This is a genomic window from Streptomyces sp. LS1784, assembly GCF_020103755.1.
Classification (GTDB): domain Bacteria; phylum Actinomycetota; class Actinomycetes; order Streptomycetales; family Streptomycetaceae; genus Kitasatospora.
The window spans coordinates 1-21,930 of the sequence record NZ_JAHSQD010000094.1; the positions used below are offsets into that span (position 1 = coordinate 1).

17 protein-coding genes are annotated in these 21,930 nt (G+C 72.8%); 8 read left to right on the top strand and 9 right to left on the bottom strand.

All coding sequences use genetic code 11. The features are described 5' to 3' along the window. Positions 1-328: 328 nt before the first annotated feature. Positions 329-664 (bottom strand): chorismate mutase, encoded by a 336-nt coding sequence (locus KS423_RS14055; RefSeq protein WP_224279001.1) that lies wholly within the window; start codon positions 662-664, stop codon positions 329-331. Between the two features lie 347 nt (positions 665-1,011). Here KS423_RS14055 and KS423_RS14060 point away from each other — a divergent pair, with 347 nt between their 5' ends. Next, entirely contained in the window at positions 1,012-1,437 is a 426-nt protein-coding gene (locus KS423_RS14060) for an OsmC family protein (RefSeq protein WP_224279002.1), read from the top strand. Between the two features lie 415 nt (positions 1,438-1,852). Beyond that, complete coding sequence (locus KS423_RS14065; protein ID WP_224279004.1) at positions 1,853-3,952, top strand: bifunctional diguanylate cyclase/phosphodiesterase; 2,100 nt, start codon at positions 1,853-1,855, stop codon at positions 3,950-3,952. Positions 3,953-4,022: 70 nt separating this feature from the next. Here KS423_RS14065 and KS423_RS14070 read toward each other — a convergent pair whose 3' ends face one another. Beyond that, a complete protein-coding gene (locus KS423_RS14070; protein ID WP_224279006.1) occupies positions 4,023-5,114 on the bottom strand; it encodes an LLM class flavin-dependent oxidoreductase in 1,092 nt (363 codons plus the stop codon). 630 nt (positions 5,115-5,744) lie between these two features. Between KS423_RS14070 and KS423_RS14075 the strand changes: the two genes are divergently transcribed. After that, positions 5,745-6,332 (top strand): DedA family protein, encoded by a 588-nt coding sequence (locus KS423_RS14075; RefSeq protein ID WP_224279024.1) that lies wholly within the window; start codon positions 5,745-5,747, stop codon positions 6,330-6,332. 512 nt (positions 6,333-6,844) lie between these two features. Continuing rightward, positions 6,845-8,122, top strand: a complete 1,278-nt coding sequence (locus tag KS423_RS14080) for a hypothetical protein (RefSeq protein WP_224279008.1) — start codon at positions 6,845-6,847, stop codon at positions 8,120-8,122. Between the two features lie 97 nt (positions 8,123-8,219). Here KS423_RS14080 and KS423_RS14085 read toward each other — a convergent pair whose 3' ends face one another. From KS423_RS14085 to KS423_RS14110, 6 genes are all read right to left on the bottom strand, one after another. Next, positions 8,220-9,125, bottom strand: a complete 906-nt coding sequence (locus KS423_RS14085; protein ID WP_224279010.1) for an alpha/beta fold hydrolase — start codon at positions 9,123-9,125, stop codon at positions 8,220-8,222. Continuing rightward, on the bottom strand, positions 9,122-10,249 hold the full coding sequence (locus KS423_RS14090) for a branched-chain amino acid ABC transporter permease (protein WP_224279026.1): 1,128 nt from the start codon (positions 10,247-10,249) through the stop codon (positions 9,122-9,124). Before KS423_RS14090 ends, KS423_RS14085 begins: the two co-directional genes overlap by 4 nt. Positions 10,250-10,458: 209 nt before the next feature. Further along, positions 10,459-11,325 carry a branched-chain amino acid ABC transporter permease gene (locus KS423_RS14095; protein WP_224279012.1) on the bottom strand — a complete coding sequence of 289 codons (867 nt, stop codon included), beginning with the start codon at positions 11,323-11,325 and terminating at the stop codon, positions 10,459-10,461. After that, entirely contained in the window at positions 11,325-12,083 is a 759-nt protein-coding gene (locus tag KS423_RS14100) for an ABC transporter ATP-binding protein (protein WP_374119950.1), read from the bottom strand. The genes KS423_RS14095 and KS423_RS14100 overlap by 1 nt, the downstream gene beginning before the upstream one ends. Before the next feature lie 101 nt (positions 12,084-12,184). Next, a complete protein-coding gene (locus KS423_RS14105) occupies positions 12,185-12,982 on the bottom strand; it encodes an ABC transporter ATP-binding protein (protein ID WP_224279014.1) in 798 nt (265 codons plus the stop codon). Between the two features lie 5 nt (positions 12,983-12,987). Next, a complete protein-coding gene (locus KS423_RS14110; RefSeq protein ID WP_224279016.1) occupies positions 12,988-14,259 on the bottom strand; it encodes a substrate-binding domain-containing protein in 1,272 nt (423 codons plus the stop codon). Positions 14,260-14,795: 536 nt separating this feature from the next. Between KS423_RS14110 and KS423_RS14115 the strand changes: the two genes are divergently transcribed. The 4 genes from KS423_RS14115 to KS423_RS14130 all read left to right on the top strand — a co-directional run bounded on the left by KS423_RS14115 (position 14,796) and on the right by KS423_RS14130 (position 20,851). After that, positions 14,796-15,557, top strand: coding sequence for a CoA transferase subunit A (locus tag KS423_RS14115; RefSeq protein WP_224279018.1), 762 nt, complete (start codon positions 14,796-14,798; stop codon positions 15,555-15,557). 3 nt (positions 15,558-15,560) lie between these two features. Then, on the top strand, positions 15,561-16,250 hold the full coding sequence (locus tag KS423_RS14120; protein WP_308020187.1) for a 3-oxoacid CoA-transferase subunit B: 690 nt from the start codon (positions 15,561-15,563) through the stop codon (positions 16,248-16,250). A 463-nt stretch (positions 16,251-16,713) separates the two neighbouring features. Continuing rightward, complete coding sequence (locus KS423_RS14125; protein ID WP_224279020.1) at positions 16,714-18,789, top strand: glycosyltransferase family 2 protein; 2,076 nt, start codon at positions 16,714-16,716, stop codon at positions 18,787-18,789. 130 nt (positions 18,790-18,919) lie between these two features. Next, entirely contained in the window at positions 18,920-20,851 is a 1,932-nt protein-coding gene (locus KS423_RS14130; protein ID WP_374119951.1) for a galactose oxidase-like domain-containing protein, read from the top strand. Positions 20,852-20,921: 70 nt separating this feature from the next. On the opposite strand, the gene KS423_RS14135 is transcribed toward KS423_RS14130, so the two are convergent. Then, positions 20,922-21,930, bottom strand: a 1,009-nt coding sequence (locus tag KS423_RS14135; protein ID WP_224279022.1) for a glycoside hydrolase family 6 protein, incomplete at its 5' end; no start/stop codon positions are given.

Sequence of the window (21,930 nt, forward strand, 5' to 3'; positions counted from 1 at the left end):
GGGCGGCCCGCCTTGCGGCCGCGCGAACCGCGCGCCCGGCGGCGGGCCTCGGCGCGGCCGCCCGACACCCCATGGGCGTTCGACGCGGAAACGCTGGGGGCTCCGCTGGGCGTTTCGGGCAGGTTCACCGCCATCGTCGCTGCTCCACCTCTCCGGCTGGGGGAAACCTGCACGCTACGCCAACCGTGGAGCCTGGCGAAATCGGTCATTTAGCCTCCGCCGACATCACCGGGTGTCCCGGGGGGGCCGCTCGGGGCCCGTCCGGGGAGCGCCCGGGGACCGGCCCGGGAGTCGCTCCGTCTTCGGGCGCGGCCCCCGGGCCCGGGGCTCAGGCGCGGGCGATGGCCTCGTGGTGGCGGATGACCTCGGCGATGATGAAGTTCAGGAACTTCTCCGCGAAGACCGGGTCCAGCTTCGCCCCCGCCGCCAGCTCCCGCAGCCGCTTGATCTGGGCCCGCTCGCGCGCCGGGTCGGCCGGCGGCAGCTTGTGCTCGGCCTTGAGCCGGCCGACCCGCTGGGTCGCCTTGAAGCGCTCGGCCAGCATGTGGACCACCGCGGCGTCGATGTTGTCGATGCTCTCGCGCAGGCTGGTCAGCTCGGCCCGTACGGCGTCGTCGATCCCCTCGGGCAGACTGGCGTCGGGGGTCGTGGAGTGGTCCGTCATCGGGGCGGCTCCCGGTGTCTGGAGTGGGCGCCCGACCGTACGGCGGCCGGGCTCGGGCCCGGGCAAATCTAACAGGGCCCCCACTCCGGCCCCGCACCGCCGAACGGAACCGTCCACGATCCGGACAGCGGCACGGAACCGCCGCCGCACGCCGCACCCCGCCCGACCGCCGCGGCGTGACGCGCCGGACCAGCGCGGCGCAACGCACCCGACCGCTGCGGCGCACACCGGACCGGAGAGGGCTCTGCCCGTAGGCTGGGGTGCGCATGACCGAAAGTGACCGCTCGAACACTCCCTCGGCAGTGCAGCAGGCAATGCAGCAGTCCCCAGTGATGGAGGTACCGATCGTGGCAACCACCCGCACCGCCCGTACGGCCTGGAAGGGCAACCTCGTCGCCGGCCAGGGCCAGGTGACCTTCGAAACGTCCGGGATCGGCACGTTCCCGGTGTCCTGGCCCTCCCGCGCCGAGCAGGCCAACGGCAAGACCAGCCCGGAGGAGCTCATCGCCGGCGCCCACTCGGCGTGCTTCTCGATGGCGCTCTCCCACGGCCTCACCGGGGCCGGCACCCCGCCCACCACCCTGGAGACCCAGGCCGACGTCACCTTCCAGCCGGGCGAAGGGATCACTGGCATCCACCTGACCGTCACCGGCGACGTGCCGGGCCTGGACGAGGCCGGCTTCGTCCAGGCCGCCGAGGAGGCCAAGGCCAACTGTCCGGTCAGCAAGGCCCTGGCCGGCACCACCATCACGCTCACCGCCAAGCTGGCCTGAGCCGCCCCCCTCCTCCTCCTTTCTCCGCCGCCCCTTCCGGCTCCTTCCGCCCCTCCGCTCCCGGCCTGCTCCGCTCCGCTTCCGGCGCGCGACCGGCGCCCAGGGGCGCGGCTTCGGCGCACGCGCCCCCGGTGCACATCATGTGATGTGCACCGGGGGCGTCTGCACGTACCGCCATTCATGATCACAAAGCGGGCGAATCACTCTGGCGGCGGTCACCGCGCGTTGCCGTCGCGGCCTATGATCGGCCGCAGCGCCCTGTCCTTCAGGCGGGTCCCCGCGCACCGGCGCCCCACGACGGGCGGCCCCGCAGCGGACCGACTCCGAGGACCGCGACAGAGTGCGGAGCCGGCCGCTAGGTCCCGACTGGCCGGCCGAACCATCGTCAAGCGTCAGCAGCGGACGGGAGCATGCCGTGCCGGGCCAGAACGAGGGGGCCGACGCACACCACCCGGGCGTGCGGCACGAGGAATCACCGCGCCGCCGCCACCTCGCCTCGCCGGTCCTGGAACCGGCCTCCGGATCCGCGGGCGGCCCCGTCGGCGGATCGGTCTCCGGACCGGCCCCTGGAGCCGCCGCCCTCAGCACCTGCGGAACGCTGGCGGAGCCCGAGCTGCTGCTCTGCCCCACCTGCTCGGCCCCGCTCACCGGCGACGCCCACCGGGGCCGGGGACTCATCGGCAACGGCCCGGCGGACGGCGGCACCGGCCTGGAGAACGTCGGCACCGACCGGCTGCTGGCCGCGCTGCGGGCCAGCGAGTCCCGCTTCCGGGCCGCCTTCTGCGACGCCGTCATCGGCATGGCCCTGATCGATGCCGATGACCGGATCATCGAGGTCAACCCCGCCTTCGCCGCCCTGATCGGACGGAGCGTCGGCGAACTGGTCCGCACTCACCTGCACGAGATCATCGACCCGGAGGGCATGCCGGACCGGCTCTTCTCCGAACTCGTCCGCGGGGAGCGGGAACGGTTCCGCGTGGAGAAGCAGCTCAAGCACCGCGAGGGCCACACGGTCTGGAGCAAAGTCACCGTCTCGCTGATCCGGGACGGTGCCGGGGAGCCGCTCTACACCCTCGCGCTGGTGGAGGACATCACCGAGCAGCGCCGGCTCGGCGACCGGCTGGAGTACCAGGCCCTGCACGACCCGCTGACCCGGCTGCCCAACCGGGCCTACTTCTTCGAACGGCTCGACGCCGCCTGCCTCGCCCCGACCGACCAGCCGGGCCCGGTCGAGTCCTCGGACGAACGCCGGGTGGGGGTCTGCTACCTGGACCTCGACGGCTTCGCGGCGATCAACGAGGCACTCGGCCACCACATCGGCGACCAGCTGCTGACCGCCGTCGCCACCCGGCTGCGACGCGGGTTCGACGGCCGAGACACCCACCTGGTGGCCCGGATGGGCGGCGACGAGTTCGCCGTCCTGGTCACCGACAGCCTGGGCAGCGAGCAACTGACCGAGCTCGCCACCCGGATCCTGGAGGTGCTGGAACGTCCCTTCGACGTCGCCGGGCACCGGCTGGTGATCACCGCCAGCGTGGGTGTGGTCGAGCGGTCCGTGCACGAGACCACCCCGACCGACCTGGTCAAGGACGCCGACGCCACGCTCTACTGGTCCAAGGCCGACGGCCGCGCCCGCTGGACCCTCTACGACCCGGACCGCGGCGCCCACCAGCTCACCCGGCAGCTGCTCGCCACCGCGCTGCGCCCCGCCCTGGAACGCGGTGAGTTCACCATCGAGTACCAGCCGCTGGTCGGCCTGGCCGACGGCACCGTACACGGCGCGGAGGCGCTGGTCCGCTGGCGCCACCCCCGCTACGGGACGCTCTCCCCGGACCGCTTCATCCCGCTCGCCGAGGAGACCGGCGCGATCGTGCCGCTCGGGACCTGGGTGCTGGAGGAGTCCTGCCGCCAGGCCCGGCAGTGGCTCACCGAGTTCCCCGAGACCGAGACCTTCGTGAGCGTCAACCTGGCCGCCCGCCAGATCTGGGACTCCGACATCGTCGCCGACGTCGCCCGGGCCCTCGAACGCACCGGCCTGCCGGCCCGGCTCCTCCAGCTGGAGATCACCGAGAGCGCCCTGCTCGGCCCCGGCGGCCGCCCCCTCCAGGCCCTCCAGGCGCTCGCCGACATGGGCGTGCGGATCGCGATCGACGACTTCGGCACCGGCTACTCCAACCTGGCCTACCTCTCCCGGCTGCCGGTGCACGTGCTCAAGCTGGACGGCACCTTCATCGAGGGCTTCCGCGAGCCCGCCCCGGCGGACCGCCCCGGCCTCCCGGAGCTCGGCTCCCGACGCAGCGACGCGGACGAGCAGATCGTCGGCGCGATGGTGCAGCTCGCCCACACCCTCGGCCTGACCGTCACCGCCGAGGGCATCGAGAGCGCCGCCCAGGCCGAGCGGCTGCGCCTGACCGGCTGCGACACCGCCCAGGGCTGGTACTTCGCCCGCCCCGGCGAGGCCGAGCTGGTCGCGGCCATACTCCGCGAGGGCCGCCCCGCCCCGGACGGCCGGTAGCCGCGGGGCCGGGACGGAGCGGGGCAGGCCGGTGGGCCGTCAGTCCCGATGGCCGGTCAGGCCGTCGCGGTCAGGCCGTCGCCGTCAGGCCGTACGCCTCGGCGATCAGGCCGTACGAACGCAGGCGGGCCTCGTGGCCGTGGATGTGCGAGGTGACCATCAGCTCGTCCACGCCGGTCCGCTTGCGCAGGGCCTCCAGGCCGTCGGCGACCCGGCCCGGGTCACCGAGCACGACGTTGTCGAGCCAGCTGTCGATGAAGTCCGCCTCGACCGGGCTGTACGGGTACTGCTCGGCCTCCTCCGGGGTGGGGATCGGGCCGGGGTTGCCGCGCCGCAGGCGGAGCATGCCGAGGGCTGCCGAGCGGGCGAGCCGCCGGGCCGAGGGCTCGTCGTCGGCGGCGACCGCGCTCACGCCGATCAGCGCGTACGGCTCGGCGAGCACGGCGGAGGGGCGGAACGACGACCGGTAGAGGTCCAGCGCCGGGATGGTGTTGGCGCTGCTGAAGTGGTGGGCGAAGGCGAACGGGAGGCCGAGGCGGCCCGCCAGCTGGGCGCTGAAGCCGGAGGAGCCGAGCAGCCAGACCGGCGGGCGGCCCTCGCCCTTGGGGACGGCGCTCAACCGGGCGTACGGGTGGCCGTCCGGGAAGTCGCCGTCGAGGAAGTGGGTCAGCTCGGCGAGTTGCTGCGGGAAGTCGTCCGCGCCTTCGGCGAGCCCGCGGCGCAGCGCCCGGGCGGTGGCCGGGTCGGTGCCGGGGGCACGGCCGAGTCCGAGGTCGATCCGCCCGGGGTGCAGGGCCTCCAGCAGGCCGAACTGCTCGGCGACGGCCAGCGGGGCGTGGTTGGGGAGCATGACGCCACCCGAGCCGAGCCGCAGCGTCGTGGTGTTGGCCCCGAGGTGGGCGAGCAGGACGGCGGGGGTGGAGCTGGCCACCCCGGGCATGCCGTGGTGCTCGGCCACCCAGAAGCGGTGGTAGCTCCACTGCTCGGCCCGACGGGCCAGCTCTGTGGTGGCGGCGAGGGCCTCGGCCGGCGTGTAGCCGACGCCGACGGTGGCCAGGTCGAGGATCGAGAGCGGAGCGGGCGCCGTTCCGCGGGCGGCGCCCCGGATCGCCGCGCCGACCGTCGGCCCGTCCCCGCGCTGCTGCTGGTCCTCGGTGGTCATCCCGTCCGCCCTCCTGGCTGCCGTCCTTGAGCCGGCCGTCGTGGGCGACCACGCGGTCCCGGGTGGCCCGCCGGTCGCTGTCGCCGACCGGGGTCAACCACGGCCGGGGGCTCGCTGTTCCCGCCTCCGGGGTGTCGTCCGGCCACGGTCCAGGCGGGTTTCGGCCATTCCGGACGGAAGTCCGACCGAACGCCCGGTTGACGGAGAGCCAGCGGGCGAACACGGTTGGCGACTTCCCGCCAGCGCCGGAAGTCGCCAACGTCAGGACTCGCGACAGGGGGCCGGCGTCCGGCAGGCTGGGGCTCAGGAGCGGGCCACCGAACGGGATCCGCACTCCACCAGCAAGATCGTCGGGCTGGACCAGCACTGGACGATCACTGCGAGCCCTCGGCGCGGCACCCCGCCCCGGGGGCTCGTTCCGGCTGCGGCGCCCCTCCCCCGCCCGGGCGCCCCTCGCCCCGGCCGGCCCGGGCCCGCGGTTCGCCACCTCGGGGCGCGGCCGGAATCAGTGGCCGTGACCCCTGCCATACCGGGGTGCTTCATGGCATGAAAAGTCGAGGCGCTAGCGTTGACCCCTGCAGCCACCTGCTCCCCCGGGCGGCCTGGAGGGAGTAAAGGGCCTTGAACTTCGTGGCGGCGATCGGATCCTCGTGGATCTGCGCGCTGGCGATCGTCGCCGTGCTCGGGGACGCCCTCCTTCCGTTCATCCCCAGCGGGACGCTGGTCATCCTGGCTGTGCTCAAGACCGCGCAGATCGACGGCGCGCCCCTGATGCTCGGACTGGGCGTGGCGGTGGCCTCCTTCCTGGGCGACCTCCTGCTGCTCAACCTGGCCCGGCGCGGCGCCCCGGCGCTGCACCGCCGGCTCGCCCGGCGCCCGAAACTGGCGGCCAGCGTGACCCGGGTCCAGCAGGCCCTGGTCGAACGCCCCCACGGCGCGGCCGCCGCGATGGTGGTGATCGCACGGTTCGTCCCGGCCGGGCGGACCGTCCTCAACCTGGCCATCGGCCACTCCCCCGCCCATCCGCACCGGTTCCTGCACTGGTCCGCGCTGGCGGCGCTGGTCTGGGCCGCCTACATCGTGACGCTGGGCTGGCTGAACAGCCACTGGTTCAACACCGCCTGGCTGAGCCTCGTGGTCTCCTGCGCGGCGGCCACGGCCATCAGCACCGCGATCGCGCGCATGGTGCGCCGCACCCGGCGGCTCGCCGCCCTCTGACGGTCCGACCGGCATCCCGGCGCCCGTTCCCGACCGATGGCCGGTCCCGACCGGCCCGCCCCTTGCCGGCCGTCCCTTGCCGACCGTCCCGCACACGGCCGGGTCGCTGCGGCTGATCCTCTCCGGCCGGGTCACTGCGGCTGGGACACTCCGGTCGGCGCGCGCCCCTGGCGGGCTTCGGGCCGCCCAGCCCTGCAAGGGGCAAAAGTTTTCCCAAAAGGGCGACCAACCGGGCCGAACGCCGACGGACTCGGACGGGGCGCGGGCTGACCGGCGGTACCGTACTGCCCGGGCCGCACGGGGTGGAAAGCGTCACAGGACGGCAACAGTCGGCGCATCCCCGCAGCCCAGCCGGATGCGCCCCGCGTGTTGAGAGTCGTCAGCGCTCGGGCGACCTTCGTGGCCACTGTGGCGACATGACATGCTAACGGCGAAATACTCATCAATTGCCCGATTTGACCGGTGCGGCTGCGGCCCGCCCCCACCACCGGCATCGGCACCCAGGGGAGACCATGACCAGCATCTCGCGCAGGACGGTGCTCAGTGCAACCGCTGCGACCGCGGCCCTCGGCGCGGTCACGGCCTGCTCCAGCGGCGGATCCGGCTCGGGCCAGGACTCCACCTCCCCCGGTCCCGGCGGCGCGAGAACCACTCAGGGCGGTGCCGGCGACCCCACCCAGGCGGTGGTGCCCAAGGGCCCCCCGATCGGCGACGGCTCCAATGCGGACACCGGCCCGCAGCCGAACCAGCCCAAGCCCGAGAAGCTCAAGCCGGGCGAGCGGCCGCCGCAGTTCGTGGTCTTCTCCTGGGACGGCGCGGGCGGCACCGAGGACGGCCAGTTCCCCCGCTTCCTGAAGCTGGCGGAGCAGTACAAGGCCACGATGACCTTCTTCCTCTCGGGCATCTACGCCCTGCCCAAGGGCAAGGCCGACCTGTACCACCCGCCGAAGCACTCGGTCGGCGCCTCCGACATCCCGTACCTGTCGGACGGTGCGGTGAAGAGCACGCTCAAGCTCATCAGCCAGGCCTGGCTGGCCGGGCACGAGATCGGCACCCACTTCAACGGGCACTTCTGCTCCAGCCGTCCGGACAAGAACGGGGTCAACGTGTGGACCCCCGAGGACTGGCAGAGCGAGATCGACCAGGCGATAGGCTTCGTCACCCAGTGGCGCACCAACACCGGCTTCACCGACGTCGACCCGCTCCCCTTCGACTACAAGAAGGAGCTCATCGGCGGCCGCACCCCGTGCCTGGAGGGGCAGAAGGCGCTGCTGCCGACCATCGCCAAGCTGGGCTGGAAGTACGACGCCAGCTCCTCGGGCGGCCTGCAGATATGGCCGCAGAAGGTGCAGGACGGCAAGGTCTGGGACTTCCCGCTGCAGTCCATCCCGTTCCCCGGGCACACCTTCCAGGTCCTGTCGATGGACTACAACATCCTGGCCAACCAGTCCAAGGGCAGCACCAAGGGCGACCCGGCCATGTACGGCGAGTGGCGCACCCAGGCCGCCAATTCCTACCTGGCGGGTTTCGAGCGCGCGTACAACAGCAACCGTGCGCCGTTCTTCATCGGCAACCACTTCGAGCAGTGGAACGGCGGCATCTACATGGACGCCGTCGAAGAGGCCCTCAAGGCCATCGCGGGCAAGCCGGAGGTCCGGTTGGTCTCCTTCAAGCAGCTCGTCGAGTGGCTGGAGGTGCAGGACCAGTCCACCCTGCGCAAGCTGCGCTCGCTCAACGTCGGCCAGGCGCCGGCGGGCGGCTGGGAGAGCTTCCTCGGCACGGCGGGCTGACCCGCCGAAGGGCGGAGCAACGGGCACCGGCACCGGCCGACGGGGGCTGGGACCCCGCCGGCCGCTGTCGTCCCGGTCGGCTCCCGCGACCGTCCGACTACCCGGCGGTGAGGGCGTCCGCGAGCAGGAGGCGGACGATGCGTTCCGCCCCGGCCTCGCCCCAGAGGATCGAGTAGTGGTTGGTGTCCGGCACCGGCGAGGCGGGCACCCGCTCCGGGTCCAGGCCGGCCAGCCCGATCCGCTCGTGGTCGTAGAGGCCCTGCGGCTCGTCGAACAGGCCGCGCTCGGCCCAGAGCAGTTCGGCAGGGCAGGGCAGCCGGCGCACGGCGGCGGCCGCGCCCTCGTCCAGCAGGACCTGGGCGCCGTCGGTCTGCACGGCCTCCAGCACGCAGGACGAGCGCAGTTCGGGCTCCGCGCCGACGAGATCGCGCTGGGTGTAGGCGTCGATCCCCTCGGTCCACTCGTCGGCGAAGGCGGGGTGTCCGCGCCAGAACTCCCGGTACGCGTCCCGGTCCGGGAAGGTCATGGACAGCCGGGCCAGCGCGGGACCGAGCACCGCGGCCAGGGCGTCCTCCTCGCGGACGCCCTCCGGCAGCGGGAAGGTCAACGCTCCGTCGACCAGCAGGACGCGGCGGACCAGGTCGGGGTGCCGGACGGCGGCCAGGGCGGTGACCCAGGCCCCCATCGAGTGGCCGACCACCGTGACGGGCCCCGAACCGAGCGCACCGATCAGCGCAGCCACGTCGTCGGCATGCCGGGCCAGCCCGTACGGCCCGGCGACCGTGCGGCTGGCACCGCGGCCCCGCAGGTCGGGCGCGAGCAGGGTGGCCCGCCCGGCGAGCCGGCGGGCGACCTCGTACCAGGCGAGGCCGTTGGCGGTGATGCCGTGCACCGCCACGATCGTCGGGGCCTGCGGGTCGTCGGCGGGCCAGCGCAGGACGGCCAGGTCCCCACCGGGCACGGGGACCGTCAACTCCTCGGGCTTCAGCGGCGACTGGCTCACGCGGGGGTACCTCCGGTGGGGCGGGCGGCTCCGAGGCCGGCCTGCGCCGGAGCGGAGCGGCCGGATCGGGCGGATCGGATGCGGGCGGGCAGTCTAGCCAGGCCGCCGGGCAGCAGGTAGACCACGGCGACGAACAGGGCACCCAGCAGGAACAGGGGTTGGGAGAGCGGCACGCGCAGCACCGCCGGTAGGTCGGCGACGGTCGACGAGTTGGCGAGGTCGCCGAGGCGGTGACTCGCCCAGGTGTACAGGACACCGCCGAGCAGCGGCCCCCAGCGGGTGCCGGAGCCGCCGAGGACGACCATGACCAGGAGCGCGAGCGTGGCGTCCGAGGTGGCGGCCTGCGGGGTGGCTCCACCGGTCAGCAGCAGGTAGACCACCCCGCCCAGCCCGGCGAGCCCGCCGGCCAGCACGAAGGCAACCAGCTTGTAGCCGTAGGGCCGCAGTCCGAGCACCTCGACCCGGCGCTCGTTCTCCTTGATGCCCTCCCATACCCGGCCCATCGGCGACTTGACGGCCCAGTGGACCGCGGCGACCGTCAGCACCAGGTAACCGACGGCGATCCAGTAGAGGTTGGCGGTGTTCTCGATCCCCAGCAGGCCGGCGGGCAGCAGGTCGGCCGGGGCGGAGCGGCCCTCCTCGCCGCCGGTGACGCCACCGGGGTTGCGCTGGACGAGGATCGAGCCGGCCTGGGCGAAGGCGAGGGTGACCATGGAGAAGCCGATGCCGGTGACGCGCAGGCTGACCGAGCCGAGCAGCAGGGCCAGCAGCACGGAGCAGGCGACGCCGAACACCGCGGCGGCGGCGAACGGCAGTTGCAGCTCCAGCATGCCGAGGTCGGTGGCGTAGAGGCCGGTCGCGAAGTAGAGCGCGTGGCCGAAGGAGAGCAGTCCGGTCCGGCCGAGCAGGAGGTCGTAACCGGTGGCGAGGGCCCCGTAGAGCAGGCACAGGGCGAGCAGCTGGAGGCTTCCGGGGCTGCCGAGCGGGCCGTCGAGCAGTCCCGGGACGGGAAGCGCACTGTATGGGGCGACAAGGAGCGTGATCAGCAGAGCGATCGGCCACCAGCGTAGCGCTCTGTGCACACCTGTCCAGCGATAAGTGACTGAATCACCTGTTCGAGGGATGGCGCCGGACTCGGCCTTGTGTTCACAATGGGTCGCGGCAAGGCCGGTGTCAGTCCCCCTTGCCACAGTGGCGGTGTCGGCGGAGCTGGTGTCAGTCCCCTCTGTCGGCATGGTGGTCACGGCAGGGCTGGTGTCAGTCCCCCCTGCCGGAGCGGCGGCGCTGCGGCCGGCCGCGGGGCCACCGGTGCTCGTGATCGGTGTTTCGGCGCTCACGCGAGCCTCCCGGTGAGTCCACGGGGTCGGACGAGAAGCAGCACGGCGAGCAGGACGACGACCGAGAGGTCGCCGAGCCCTGCGCCGGTGTAGTAGTTGGCGAACTGCTGGACGAGGCCGACGCCCACCGAGGCGACGGCGGCTCCGGTCACGGAGCCCATGCCGCCCATCACCACGACGACGAAGGCGAAGATGAGCAGGCCGGTCCCCTGGCCGGGGTTGACCGAACCGAAGTAGAGGCCGCCGAGGGCGCCACCGAGCGCGGCGGCCGCCCCGCCGAGGGCGAAGACGAGGGTGAACGCCTTCCGGACGTCGATGCCGAGCGCCGTGACCATCGCCCGGTCCTCGACGCCGGCCCGGACGATCAGCCCGTAGCGGGTACGGGCGAGGAACAACCGAAGAGCGAGCAGCAACAGGGCGGCGGCAGCCACCAGCACGAAGCGGTTGACCGGGACGGTCGCACCGAGCACGTGCCAGGTGCCGGACAGCAGTTCCGGCTGGGGGAAGGGGCGGGAGTCCGCGCCCCAGATCCCCATCAGCAGGGCGGGTACGGCGAGCCCGACCCCGACGGTGGCGAGGATCTGGTCGCGCGGGCGGCTGTAGAGCGGCCGGATCAGGAAGAGCTCCAGCAGGACGGCTGCGGCCGTTCCGACCAGGGTGCCGAACGGCACCGCGAGCCAGAAGGAGAAGCCGGCCTCGGTGCCGGCCCACCAGGTGGCATAGGCGCCGATGGAGAGCAGGGCGCCGTGCGCGAAGTTGAGCACGTCCATCAGACCGAAGATCAGCGACAGACCGGAGGCGACCAGGAAGTACAGCGCACCGAGACCGAGTCCGGTACAGGTAAGGAGGACGACGGTGTCCATCAGGGCTTCACCTCGGCGGTGACGACAGGGGCGGCCGGGGAGTCGGCGGGTCGGGTCCCGCCGGCGAGCGGGTGACGGGAGCCGACGCCGAGCAGGCGGCGGGCAGCTTCCTCGTCGGCCAACAGCTCGGCAGTGTCGCCGCGGTGGGCGGTACGGCCGTCGGCCAGGACGGCGCAGGTGCCGGCCAGCCGGCGGACGAGGGCGAGGTTCTGCTCGACCAGCAGGACGGGCACGGCCTCGGCCGCACGCGCCAGCACCTCGGCCACCTCGGCAACGATCTTCGGGGCCAGGCCCTTGGTGGGCTCGTCGGCGATGATCAACCGGTTGCGGTTGAGCAGCGTCCGGCCGATCGCCACCATCTGCTGCTGGCCACCGGAGAGCGTCCCGGCCAACTGTCCGGCCCGCTGCTTGAGTTCGGGGAAGAGCTCGTGGACGAGCGCGTAGTTCGGTTCACCGGCATCGCCCCCGCTCCCGGCGGCGCGCTCGGCGAGGCGGAGGTTCTCGGCGACCGTCAGGCCGGCGAAGATCCCCCGGTCCTCGGGCGCGTAGCCGATGCCATGACGAACAACCAGATGTGTGGGAAGGGAGGCGAGTTCGGCACCGGGGAGCCGGATGCTTCCGGTGCGGGGCACCAGGCCCATGACGGCCTTGACAGTGGTGGTCTTGCCGGCGCCGTTGCGGCCCAGGAGCGCGGTCACCCCGGCGGGGGCCACGTCGAAGTCGACGCCGTGCAGGATGTGCAGCCCGTCGATGACCACCCGCAGATCACGGACGGAGAGGAGGGGTTCGGCAGCCGGCGGCAGCGAGGAGGACGAGTGCGCCGAAGGGGAAGGGCGCTGAGCGGAGGACGGAGAGGAGGTCACAACGCCTCACCCAGGTAGGCCTGTTGCACGGTCGGGTCGGCCATCACGGCCTCGGGGGTGTCCAGGGCGAGCAGGGTGCCGTGGTGCATCACCGCGAGCCGGTCGGCCAGGCCGAGCAGGACGTCCATGTGGTGCTCGACCATCAGGACGGTCCGGCCCAGGTCACGGTGCACGGAACGGATCAGCTCGGTGAGGGCGGGCACCTCCTCCGCGCTGACACCGGCCATCGGCTCGTCCAGCAGGATCAGCCGGGGCTCGGAGACCAGCAGGACGGCCAGCTCCAGCTTGCGCTTCTCGCCGTGCGAGAGCGCACTGGCCAGGGTGTCCGCGCGATGGGCGAGATCGGTGCGTTCCAGGGTGTCGGCCAGCTGCTGCTCGTAGCGGTCGGCGCGGCGCCAGAGCCGGTACGAGGCACGCGGCCCGGCCGCCGCCTGGGCGGCCAGACGGACATGGTCGGCGACCGTCATCCCCGGCCACAGGGAGGAGGTCTGGAAGGTGCGGCCGAGCCCGCGGCGGGCCCTGCCGTGCACCGTCTCGGCGGTGATGTCCGCACCGTCGAGGTGGAGGCTGCCGTGGGTCGCCGGGTAGATGCCCGAGATCAGGTTGAAGAGGGAGGTCTTGCCGGCGCCGTTGGGCCCGATGAAGGCGATGAACTCGCCTTCGCCGACCGAGAAGGAGACGTCCTCGACGATCGGCACGCCGCGGACGGCCCAACCGAGCCCGTCCAGACGCAGCACCGGAGAGGAGGACGAAGAGGACGGCGCGGAAGGAGCGGAGGCGGTACGGGCGGACATCCGGATCAGCCCGCCATCGGAGTGACCGGGGGCGCCGCCTCGTCCGCGGTCAGGGTCTTCTCCACCGAGGGCTTGGCGGCGGCACCGGTGCCGGTCAGCCGCACCTGGAACATCGGCTGGAGCAGGGCGTGGTCCTCGGCGCGGACGGTGGTCTTCCCCTTCACCCCGTCGAAGCTCCAGCCCTCCAGGGCCTTGACCAGGGCCGAGGTGTCGTCGGCGGAGCCGTGGCTGGACTCGACGGCGTGCACGATCATCTGGGCGGCGGTGAAGCCGTCCGGGGTGAAGATGTCCGTCTTCCCTCCGGCAGCGGTGACGGCCTCGGACATGGCCTTCTCCACCGGGGTGCCGGCGGCACCGTCGAAGTAGTGGTTCAGGAAGGAGATCTTCTCGCCGGCCGGGCCGAACAGCGGGTAGGAGGCGGCCAGGTCGAGGCCGGTGACGACCTTGGTGTCGGCGAACACGTCCTGCTGGTTGAGCGCCGTCCACAGGGCCGAGGCGGTGTCGCCGGCCCAGGCGACGAACAGCAGGTCGGGCTTGGCGGCCTTGGCCTGGGTGGCGAAGGGGGTGAGGTCGGTGGCGCTCGGCGGGGCGAGCACCTGGTCGACCGTCGCGCCCTCGCCTCCGAGCACCGCCTTCACGGCGGCCACGTTGGCCTGGCCGAAGGCGTTGTCCTGAGCGAGCACGGTGACCTTCTTGCCCTTGGCGTCGCCGACGAACGAGGCCGCGGTCTTGATGTCCTGGTAGGACTGGCGGCCGGAACGGAAGGTGTACTTGTTCAGGCCGGTGGCCTTGTCGGCGGCGGCCGGGCCGCTGATGAAGAGCACCTTGTTCTGGGCCGCGATCGGGCCGACCTGGAGGGCCACACCGGACGCGGTGGAGCCGGCCAGCACCTTGTAGCCCTTGCCGATCAGGTCCTTGGCGGCGGACACCGCCTTGGCCGGGTCGCCGGCGTCGTCCTGCTCCTCGAACTCGATCTTGTGCCCGTCGACCGCGCCGGTGCCCTTGGTCGCGTAGCTCAGGCCGGCCTTGAAGCCTTCCAGGTACTGCTTGCCGTAGGCGGCCAGCGGTCCGGTCTTGGAGTACACCAGGCCGACCTTGATCGGGCCCTTCGATCCACCGTCCGCCGCGTTCGTCCCGGCCGTGCCGGCCTTGGCGCAGCCCGAGGCGAGCAGGACGCAGGCCGCGAGGGCGGCGAGCTTCCGGGCCGGGCCGCCGGTCAGGGAGTCGCCCAGGCGGGCGCCGGAGGCGGTCCTGGAGGGGGTTGTCGAGCTGCGCATGGTGACCGACTCCTGAGGTACGGCGGGGTGGATGCGGGAACCGTAGGTGTGCGATGGGAGCGGCGACATGTGCCCGGTCGACGTATCAGCCCGTCTGGATGTGGCTCCGGCCGACATACCGTCGGTCTGTCGCCGTCCTCCGGACCTCCGGGTGTGGCCTGCCGACACGGCTCCGCGCCCGCCCATGGGGGTGGCCGCCATGGCTGCGGCGGCCCCTGCCCGGTGACGGTGGAGGGGCGCGGAGCCCGTCCGACGGCAGCCACCCCAGCGGCATGCCCTACCCGGTCCGGCCCAGGCAGGACCTCAGCCCGGCCTGGTCCGGCCACGGGCTCCGTGCGGTTCCCGAGCCCGCCGGCCACCCCTCCCCCTGCCACCCCTCCCCCTGCCACCACTGCCCCACCGTTCCCTCCCTCCGCCGCCCCTCACAACCAGCCCCTCCTCACAACCAGCCCGCACGACCAGCCCCTCCTCACAACCACCCCCTCGCAGCCACCCCTCACGCCCGCCCCTCCTCCCACTCCTCACGAGGTGATCCCTTGGACAAGGTCCTGGACTCCCCCGCCGACGCGGTCGGGGACATCCCCGACGGCGCGGTGCTGGCCGTCGGCGGCTTCGGCCTCTGCGGCATCCCGAGCACGCTGATCGGCGCCCTGGTGGACGCCGGCGCCACCGGACTGCGGGTGGTCTCGAACAACTGCGGGGTGGACGACTGGGGGCTGGGCCTGCTGCTGCGGGCGGGCCGGATCGCCCGGATGACCTCCTCGTACGTCGGGGAGAACAAGGAGTTCGCCCGGCAGTACCTCTCCGGCGAGCTGGAGGTGGAGCTGACCCCGCAGGGCACGCTGGCCGAGCGGCTGCGGGCGGGCGGCGCCGGCATCCCGGCGTTCTTCACCCCGGCCGGGGTCGGCACCCAGGTCGAGGAGGGCGGGTTGCCCTGGCGCTACGCGGCCGACGGCTCGGTGGCCCTGGCCTCCCCGCCGAAGGAGGTCCGGGAGTTCGGCGGCCGCCGGTACCTGCTGGAGGAGGCGATCACGGCGGACTTCGCGCTGGTCCGGGCCGAGGTCGCGGACCGGCACGGCAACTGCGTGTTCCACGCCGCCGCCCGGAACTTCAACCCACTCTGCGCGACGGCGGGCCGGATCACCCTGGTCGAGGCGGACCGGATCGTCGAGCCGGGCGAGCTCCCTCCGGACGCGGTGCACCTGCCCGGGGTGTACGTCGACCGGGTGGTGGCCGCCGACCCCGGGGACCGCCGCATCGAGCGCCGGACCGTCCGCGCCGCACTCCAGGAGGCCTGACCGATGCCCACCCCGACCACCACCGCACCCGACCCAGCCGCCACCGCACCCACCCCCACCCTGGACCCGCGCAACGCCCTGGCTGCCCGCGCCGCCCGCGAGTTGCGCGACGGCCAGTACGTGAACCTGGGCATCGGCCTGCCGACCCTGATCCCCAACCACCTCCCGCCGGGCGTCGAGGTGGTGCTGCACTCGGAGAACGGCATCCTCGGCGTCGGCCCGTACCCGGAGGAGGGCGCCGAGCACGCCGACCTGATCAACGCCGGGAAGGAGACGGTGACGGTCGCCCCCGGCGCCTCGTACTTCGACTCCGCCTTCTCCTTCGGCATGATCCGTGCCGGGCGGATCGACGTCTCGGTGCTCGGTGCGATGCAGGTGTCGGCTGCCGGGGACCTCGCCAACTGGATGATCCCCGGCAAGATGGTCAAGGGCATGGGCGGCGCGATGGACCTGGTGCACGGGGCCCGCCGGCTGATCGTGGTGATGGAGCACACCGCCCGGGACGGCTCGCCGAAAATCGTCGATGAACTGTCACTTCCGGCGACAGGCCGTGGAGTTGTGGACCGGATCGTCACCGACCTCGCGGTCGTCGACGTGACCAGGGAGGGGCTGCGGGTGGTGGAGACGGCACCGGGCGTGGACTTCGCGGACGTCCAGGCAGCGACCGGCGCCACCTTGCTGCCCCCGCTCTGACCAGCCCGGTCCCGCACCGGCGGCCGGACCGCCCTCAGCCCGGTCCCGCACCGACGGCCGGATCGCCTCTCGGGGCGGTCCGGCCGTTCCGCTGCGCCCCCGCAACCTCGCTCCGCCGCCTCCGAGTTCAAACGGATCGCCGGGGCCGGAGCGAATTCGCCGCAATAGCATCAACGCCCGCCGGATTGGCCGGGAACCGTGGCATCTTCATGCCTGCGCGGCGTCGATCTCCCCGATTGGTTGCGATCACCGTTGCGCTCAGGGAGAGTTGAGGAGGCCAGGGATCCCGACGTGCCCGGAGGGGAAGCCGGAAAGCGCATCGGTATCCCGGATTCGAGGCCACCGTGCCGACGTACGACCGAACCGGTCGCACACGCCGAATGTGCTGGACAGCCCGGGAACTGCCCGAGAACCGCAGGAGCCGAGGTAGCGAAGCAAGGCGCGAACTCCGGGGGGAGCAGCCATGACCACGCCGTTCTCACGACGAAAGGGCGTCGGAACGGCCCGCGGGCGAGGTGACGGACAACTGGACGAAGCGGCCCTGAGGTCCGTTCCCACACCCGAAGCCCCCTACGACTACGGCCACTTCAGTCGCCTCGCCGGCCCGGCGCACGACCCGGGCGAGGACGACGACCTCGGTGGCGGCGTCTACTGGCCCGAACCGACCGCCCCGTACGAACCGCCACCCGCGGCCCCGTACCGCGTCCGGTACCGCAGCCTGCTGCGCCGCGAGCCGCACCGGATCCGCGCCGCCCTGCTGCTGATGGCCGCCCCCGTGGTGGAGGCGGTACTGCTGGTCTGGCTGCTGCTGCCGGAGCACTGGCCCGAGCGGCTGGACGAGACGAACACCCTGGTGCTGCTCGGCGACAAGGTGATGATCGGCATCATCGCCGTCGTCGAGGTGTTCCGGCTGGTCAACGTCGTCTCCAACACCCACGCCACGCTGGTCGCCCGCGACCCGGTCCCGGTGACGCCGGAGCCGGGCACCCGGGTCGCCTTCCTCACCACCTGCGTGCCGGGCAAGGAGCCGCCGGAGATGGTCCGGGCCACGCTGACCGCGGCCCGCGCCGTCCGGCACGACGGACCGTACGACGTCTGGCTGTTGGACGAGGGAAACGATCCTGCAATGCAGGCGCTCTGCGCCGAGCTGGGCGCGCACCACTTCAGCCGCGCCGGCCGGCCGCACTGGAACCGACCGAAGGGCCGGTTCCGCGCCGGGAGCAAGCACGGCAACTACAACGCCTGGCTCCAGGCCCACGGCGACGACTACGAGTTCTGGGTGTCCGTGGACACCGACCACGTTCCGCTGCCGGACTTCTGCGAGCGGATGCTCGGCTACTTCCGCGACCCCGACGTGGCATTCGTGGTCGGCCCCCAGGTGTACGGGAACTACCGCAGCTCGGGCTCGGCCGTCACCAAATTCTCCGAGAGCCAGCAGTACCTCTTCCACGCCCTCATCCAACGCGCCGGAAACCGCTACGGCGCGCCCATGTTCGTGGGCACCAACAACGCCGTCAGAATCCGTGCGCTCCAGTCGATCGGCGGGTTGTACGACTCCGTCACCGAGGACATGGCGACCGGTCTGGAGTTCCACCGGAGTCGAAACCCGGAGACCGGAGAGCGCTGGAAGTCCGTGTACACCCCGGACGTGCTCGCGGTCGGCGAAGGGCCGTCCTCCTGGACCGACTTCTTCTCCCAGCAACTGCGCTGGAGCCGCGGCACCTACGAGACCCTGCTCACCCAGTACTGGCGGGTGCTGTGGCAGCTGTCGCCCGGGCGACTGCTCAACTACTCGCTGATGGTGGGCTTCTACCCCATGGCGGCGCTCACCTGGCTGCTCGGCGGCCTGTCCAGCGTGCTCTACCTGGGCTTCGGCGCCTCGGGCGTGCACGTCTCCTCGGAGATCTGGATGATGCTCTACAGCGACGCCGCCGCGCTCCAGCTCCTGCTCTACACCTGGAACCGCAAGCACAACGTGAGCCCGCACGAACCGGCCGGCTCCTCCGGGGTCGCCGGCATGGTGATGTCGGCGCTCTGCGGTCCGGTCTACGCGGCCTCGCTGCTCCAGGCGCTGGTGCGCCGCCGCAGCCGCTTCGTGGTGACACCGAAGGGCCGCTCGGCCAGTACCGACCGCCTCGGCACCTTCCGCTTCCACCTGTTCTGGACGCTGGTGTTCGGCTGCGCGATCGCCGCGTCCTACGTCACCGGCTACGACCACGTCGCGATGCGCGCCTGGGCCTGGATCGCCCTGGTGCTCACCCTCCTGCCGGTCCTGATCACCGCCGGCGACGCCGTCCGCCGCCGCCGGACCCGCCCCACCGCCACCCTCACCGTCACCGGCGGCCCGGCGGCCGCCCCGACGGTCGTCCTGGAGAAGCGCCGCCCGCGCCACGCCCGCGACCCCCGAGCCGCCCGGCTCACCGGGCGGGCCCGGCCCGTACCACCCGCCCAGCCGGTACCTCCCGCCCAGGCCGCACCACCCGCCCGGCCCGTACGAACCGCATCCGACCACGCCGGCAGCGGCACGCCCTCCCACTGAACAGAGCCGCCCACTGACACGCCCTCCCACGTGGACAGAGCCGCCCGCTGAGGACCCACGCCCACCGAGCAGAGCCACCCGTGCAGAGCCACCGAGCAGCCCCCGACCGCCTCCCGAGGGAGCAACCACCGTGAAGATCCACAAGGCCGGCCGCACCAAACGCCTCGCCCTCGGCAGCACCGTCGCACTGACCGTGGCCGGGATGAACGCGCCGGCCGTCCTCGGCTTCGCCTCCGAGCAGTACCACCACTACGTGATCAACCGCCCCGAGTACAAGGCCCAGTACGGCCACTGGCAGACCCTGTCGCTGCCCGCCGAGTTCCGGGTCAACGCCGTGCACGCGACCCTGCTGCGCACCGGCAAGGTCCTGATCGTGGCCGGCTCCGGCAACGACGAGAAGCAGTTCAACGCGGGCACCTTCAAAAGCCTGCTCTGGGACCCGGCCAGGAACACCTACAAGATGATCCCCACCCCGGCCGACATGTTCTGCGGCGGCCACACCTCGCTGCCGGACGGCCGCGTCCTGGTGGCCGGCGGCACCCAGCGCTACGAGAAGCTGGCCGGTGCCGTGAAGAAGGCGGCCGGCATCATGCGGGTGCGCAACGAGAGCCCGGAGCGCGACCGGACCTTCCCGAAGGGCACCGTCTTCGTCGCCCCGAACGGCCACGAGTACGCCAGCACCGCTCCGGTGACAGTCCCGGCCGCGACCAAGACCGGCTCCGGCAAGCAGACCGCGGTCACCGCCGGCGAGCAGCACGTGTACGTGGAGGCGGTCGGCCCGGGCCCGGACTACGTCTCCGACTCCCCCGCCCAGTACCGGATCAAGGGCCTGAGCGGCACCGACGCCCACAACCTGTACGGGCAGAACGAGAAGCTGACCCTGGACAAGCAGGAGTACCAGGGCATCCGCTCCGCCTTCGAGTTCAACCCGGACACCGAGCTGTACGAGCCGGTCACCGACATGGCCCACGCCCGCTGGTACCCGACGCTGACCGGGCTGGGCGACGGCCGGGTGGTCACCGTCTCCGGGCTGGACGACACCGGGGAGATCCTCAACGGCAACGACAACGAGATCTACGACCCGAAGACCAAGTCCTGGTCCAAGGGCCCCGACCACTACTTCCCGACCTACCCGGCGATCTTCCTGACCGCGTCCGGCAAGCTCTTCTACTCGGGCTCCAACGGCGGCTACGGCCCCGGCGACAAGGGCCGCGAGCCCGGTGTGTGGGACCTGTCGAACGGGGCCTTCCAGCCCGTCCCCGGCCTGCGCGACCCCGGCCTCACCGAGACCTCCTCCTCGGTGCTGCTGCCGCCCGCGCAGGCGCAGAGGGTGATGGTGCTGGGCGGCGGCGGCGTCGGCGAGTCCCCGCTGTCCACGGCCCGCACCGACATCGCGGACCTCTCCGCCGCCAGGCCCGCCTTCACCCCGGGCCCGGACCTGCCGGCCGGCGGCACCCGCTACCTCAACAGCGTGATCCTCCCGGACGACACCGTCTTCACCACCGGCGGCTCCAGCGGCTACCGCGGCCGGGGCGACAGCGACCTGCTCAAGGCGCAGGTGTACCACCCGGATTCCAACAACTTCAGCACCGCCGCCGAACCGACCGTCGGCCGCAACTACCACTCCGAGGCGCTGCTGCTGCCGGACGGCCGGGTCGCCGTCCTGGGTTCCAACCCGCTCTTCGCGGACAAGGCCGAGACCCAGCCGGGCGGCTTCGAGCAGCGCATCGAGCTCTACACCCCGCCGTACCTGTACCACGGCGACCGCCCGCAGGTCGGTGCCGTTCCGCAGGCGGGCAGGCTCGGCACCACCGTCGACGTCGGCACCGCCCGGCCGGAGGCGGTCGCCACCGCCAAGCTGATCCGGCCGAGTTCGGTCACCCACGTGACGGACGTCGAGCAGCGCTCGGTGGCCCTGGACATCGCCGGACGGACGGCGGACGGCGTCTCGCTCACCCTGCCCGGCAACCCCAACCTGCTGCCGCCCGGCTGGTACATGCTGTTCCTGACGGACGCCGCCGGTACCCCGTCGGTCGCCCGCTGGATCCAGGTCACCGCATAGGACGCCAAGGCCCGCGTACGACACCGAGACCCGCCTACGACACCGACGCCCGCGGCCGGCGCAGGCGGCCTCAGCGCGCCGCCTGCGCCAGCCCGAGCGCGTACGGCAGCCAGAACTCGCCGGCCCGGGGCTCGCCCCGGCCGCAGTCGCCGTCCGACTCCCCCGGGTTCTTGATCCACAGGTAGGCGTCCACCCCGGCCCGGCCGGTCTCGGTGGTCGGTCGCTCGCCGAGCGCGCGCCCGGGCGGGTTGCACCAGGCGTTGCCCCCCAGCGCCCCGTTGCCGCTGCGGCTGGTGTCGATGACGAAGTTCTTCCCGCCCAGGGCCGCGGAGAGCCTGGCGCCGTACGCCGCGTTCCGGTCGGTGTCGTAGAAGTTGGCGATGTTCACGGCGAAGCCGTCCGCCGCCGCGATGCCCGACTTGCGCAGGGCGGTGGCCAGTTCCTCCGGGTCCTGCGCCCAGCCGGGGTTGCCCGCGTCCAGGTAGACCCGCGCGTTCGGGTTCTTCTTCAGCTCCTGGACGGCGAAGGCCAGCAGGCCGTACCGCTCGGCGGCCAGGTCGCCCTTGATCCCGCAGTTGTCCAGGGTGTGCGCGACGGCGTCCGGCTCCAGCACCACCCAGGCCTTGCGGTCGCCGAGGGCCTGCGCGATGCCGGTGATCCAGGCCCGGTAGGCGGCCGCGTCGGGGGCGCCGCCGGCCGAGTACTGGCCGCAGTCCCGGTGCGGGATGTCGTACGCGACGAAGACCGCCGTCCGGCCGGCCTCGGTGGCCCGCCGGCTCACCTGCTCGGCGATCTCCCGGGCGCCCTGCTCGCCGAGCCACTGGGAGGAGGGCTGGGCGGCGATCCGCAGCAGCGTGTCGGCCTCCGCCGTCCGGCCCTGACCGCGCAGCGCGGTCACCTGGTGGGCGGCGTTGGTCCGGTCGGAGACGTAGAAGGCCTGCCCGGGAAGCTGGGCGAGGGCCCCGTCCGCACCGGCCTGACCTGTGCCTGCACCCTGACCTGTGCCCGCACCCGGGCCGGTGCCCGCGGCCGGACCCGAGCCCGCCGCGGGAGCGGCGCCCGGTTCGCCGCCGCCCGCC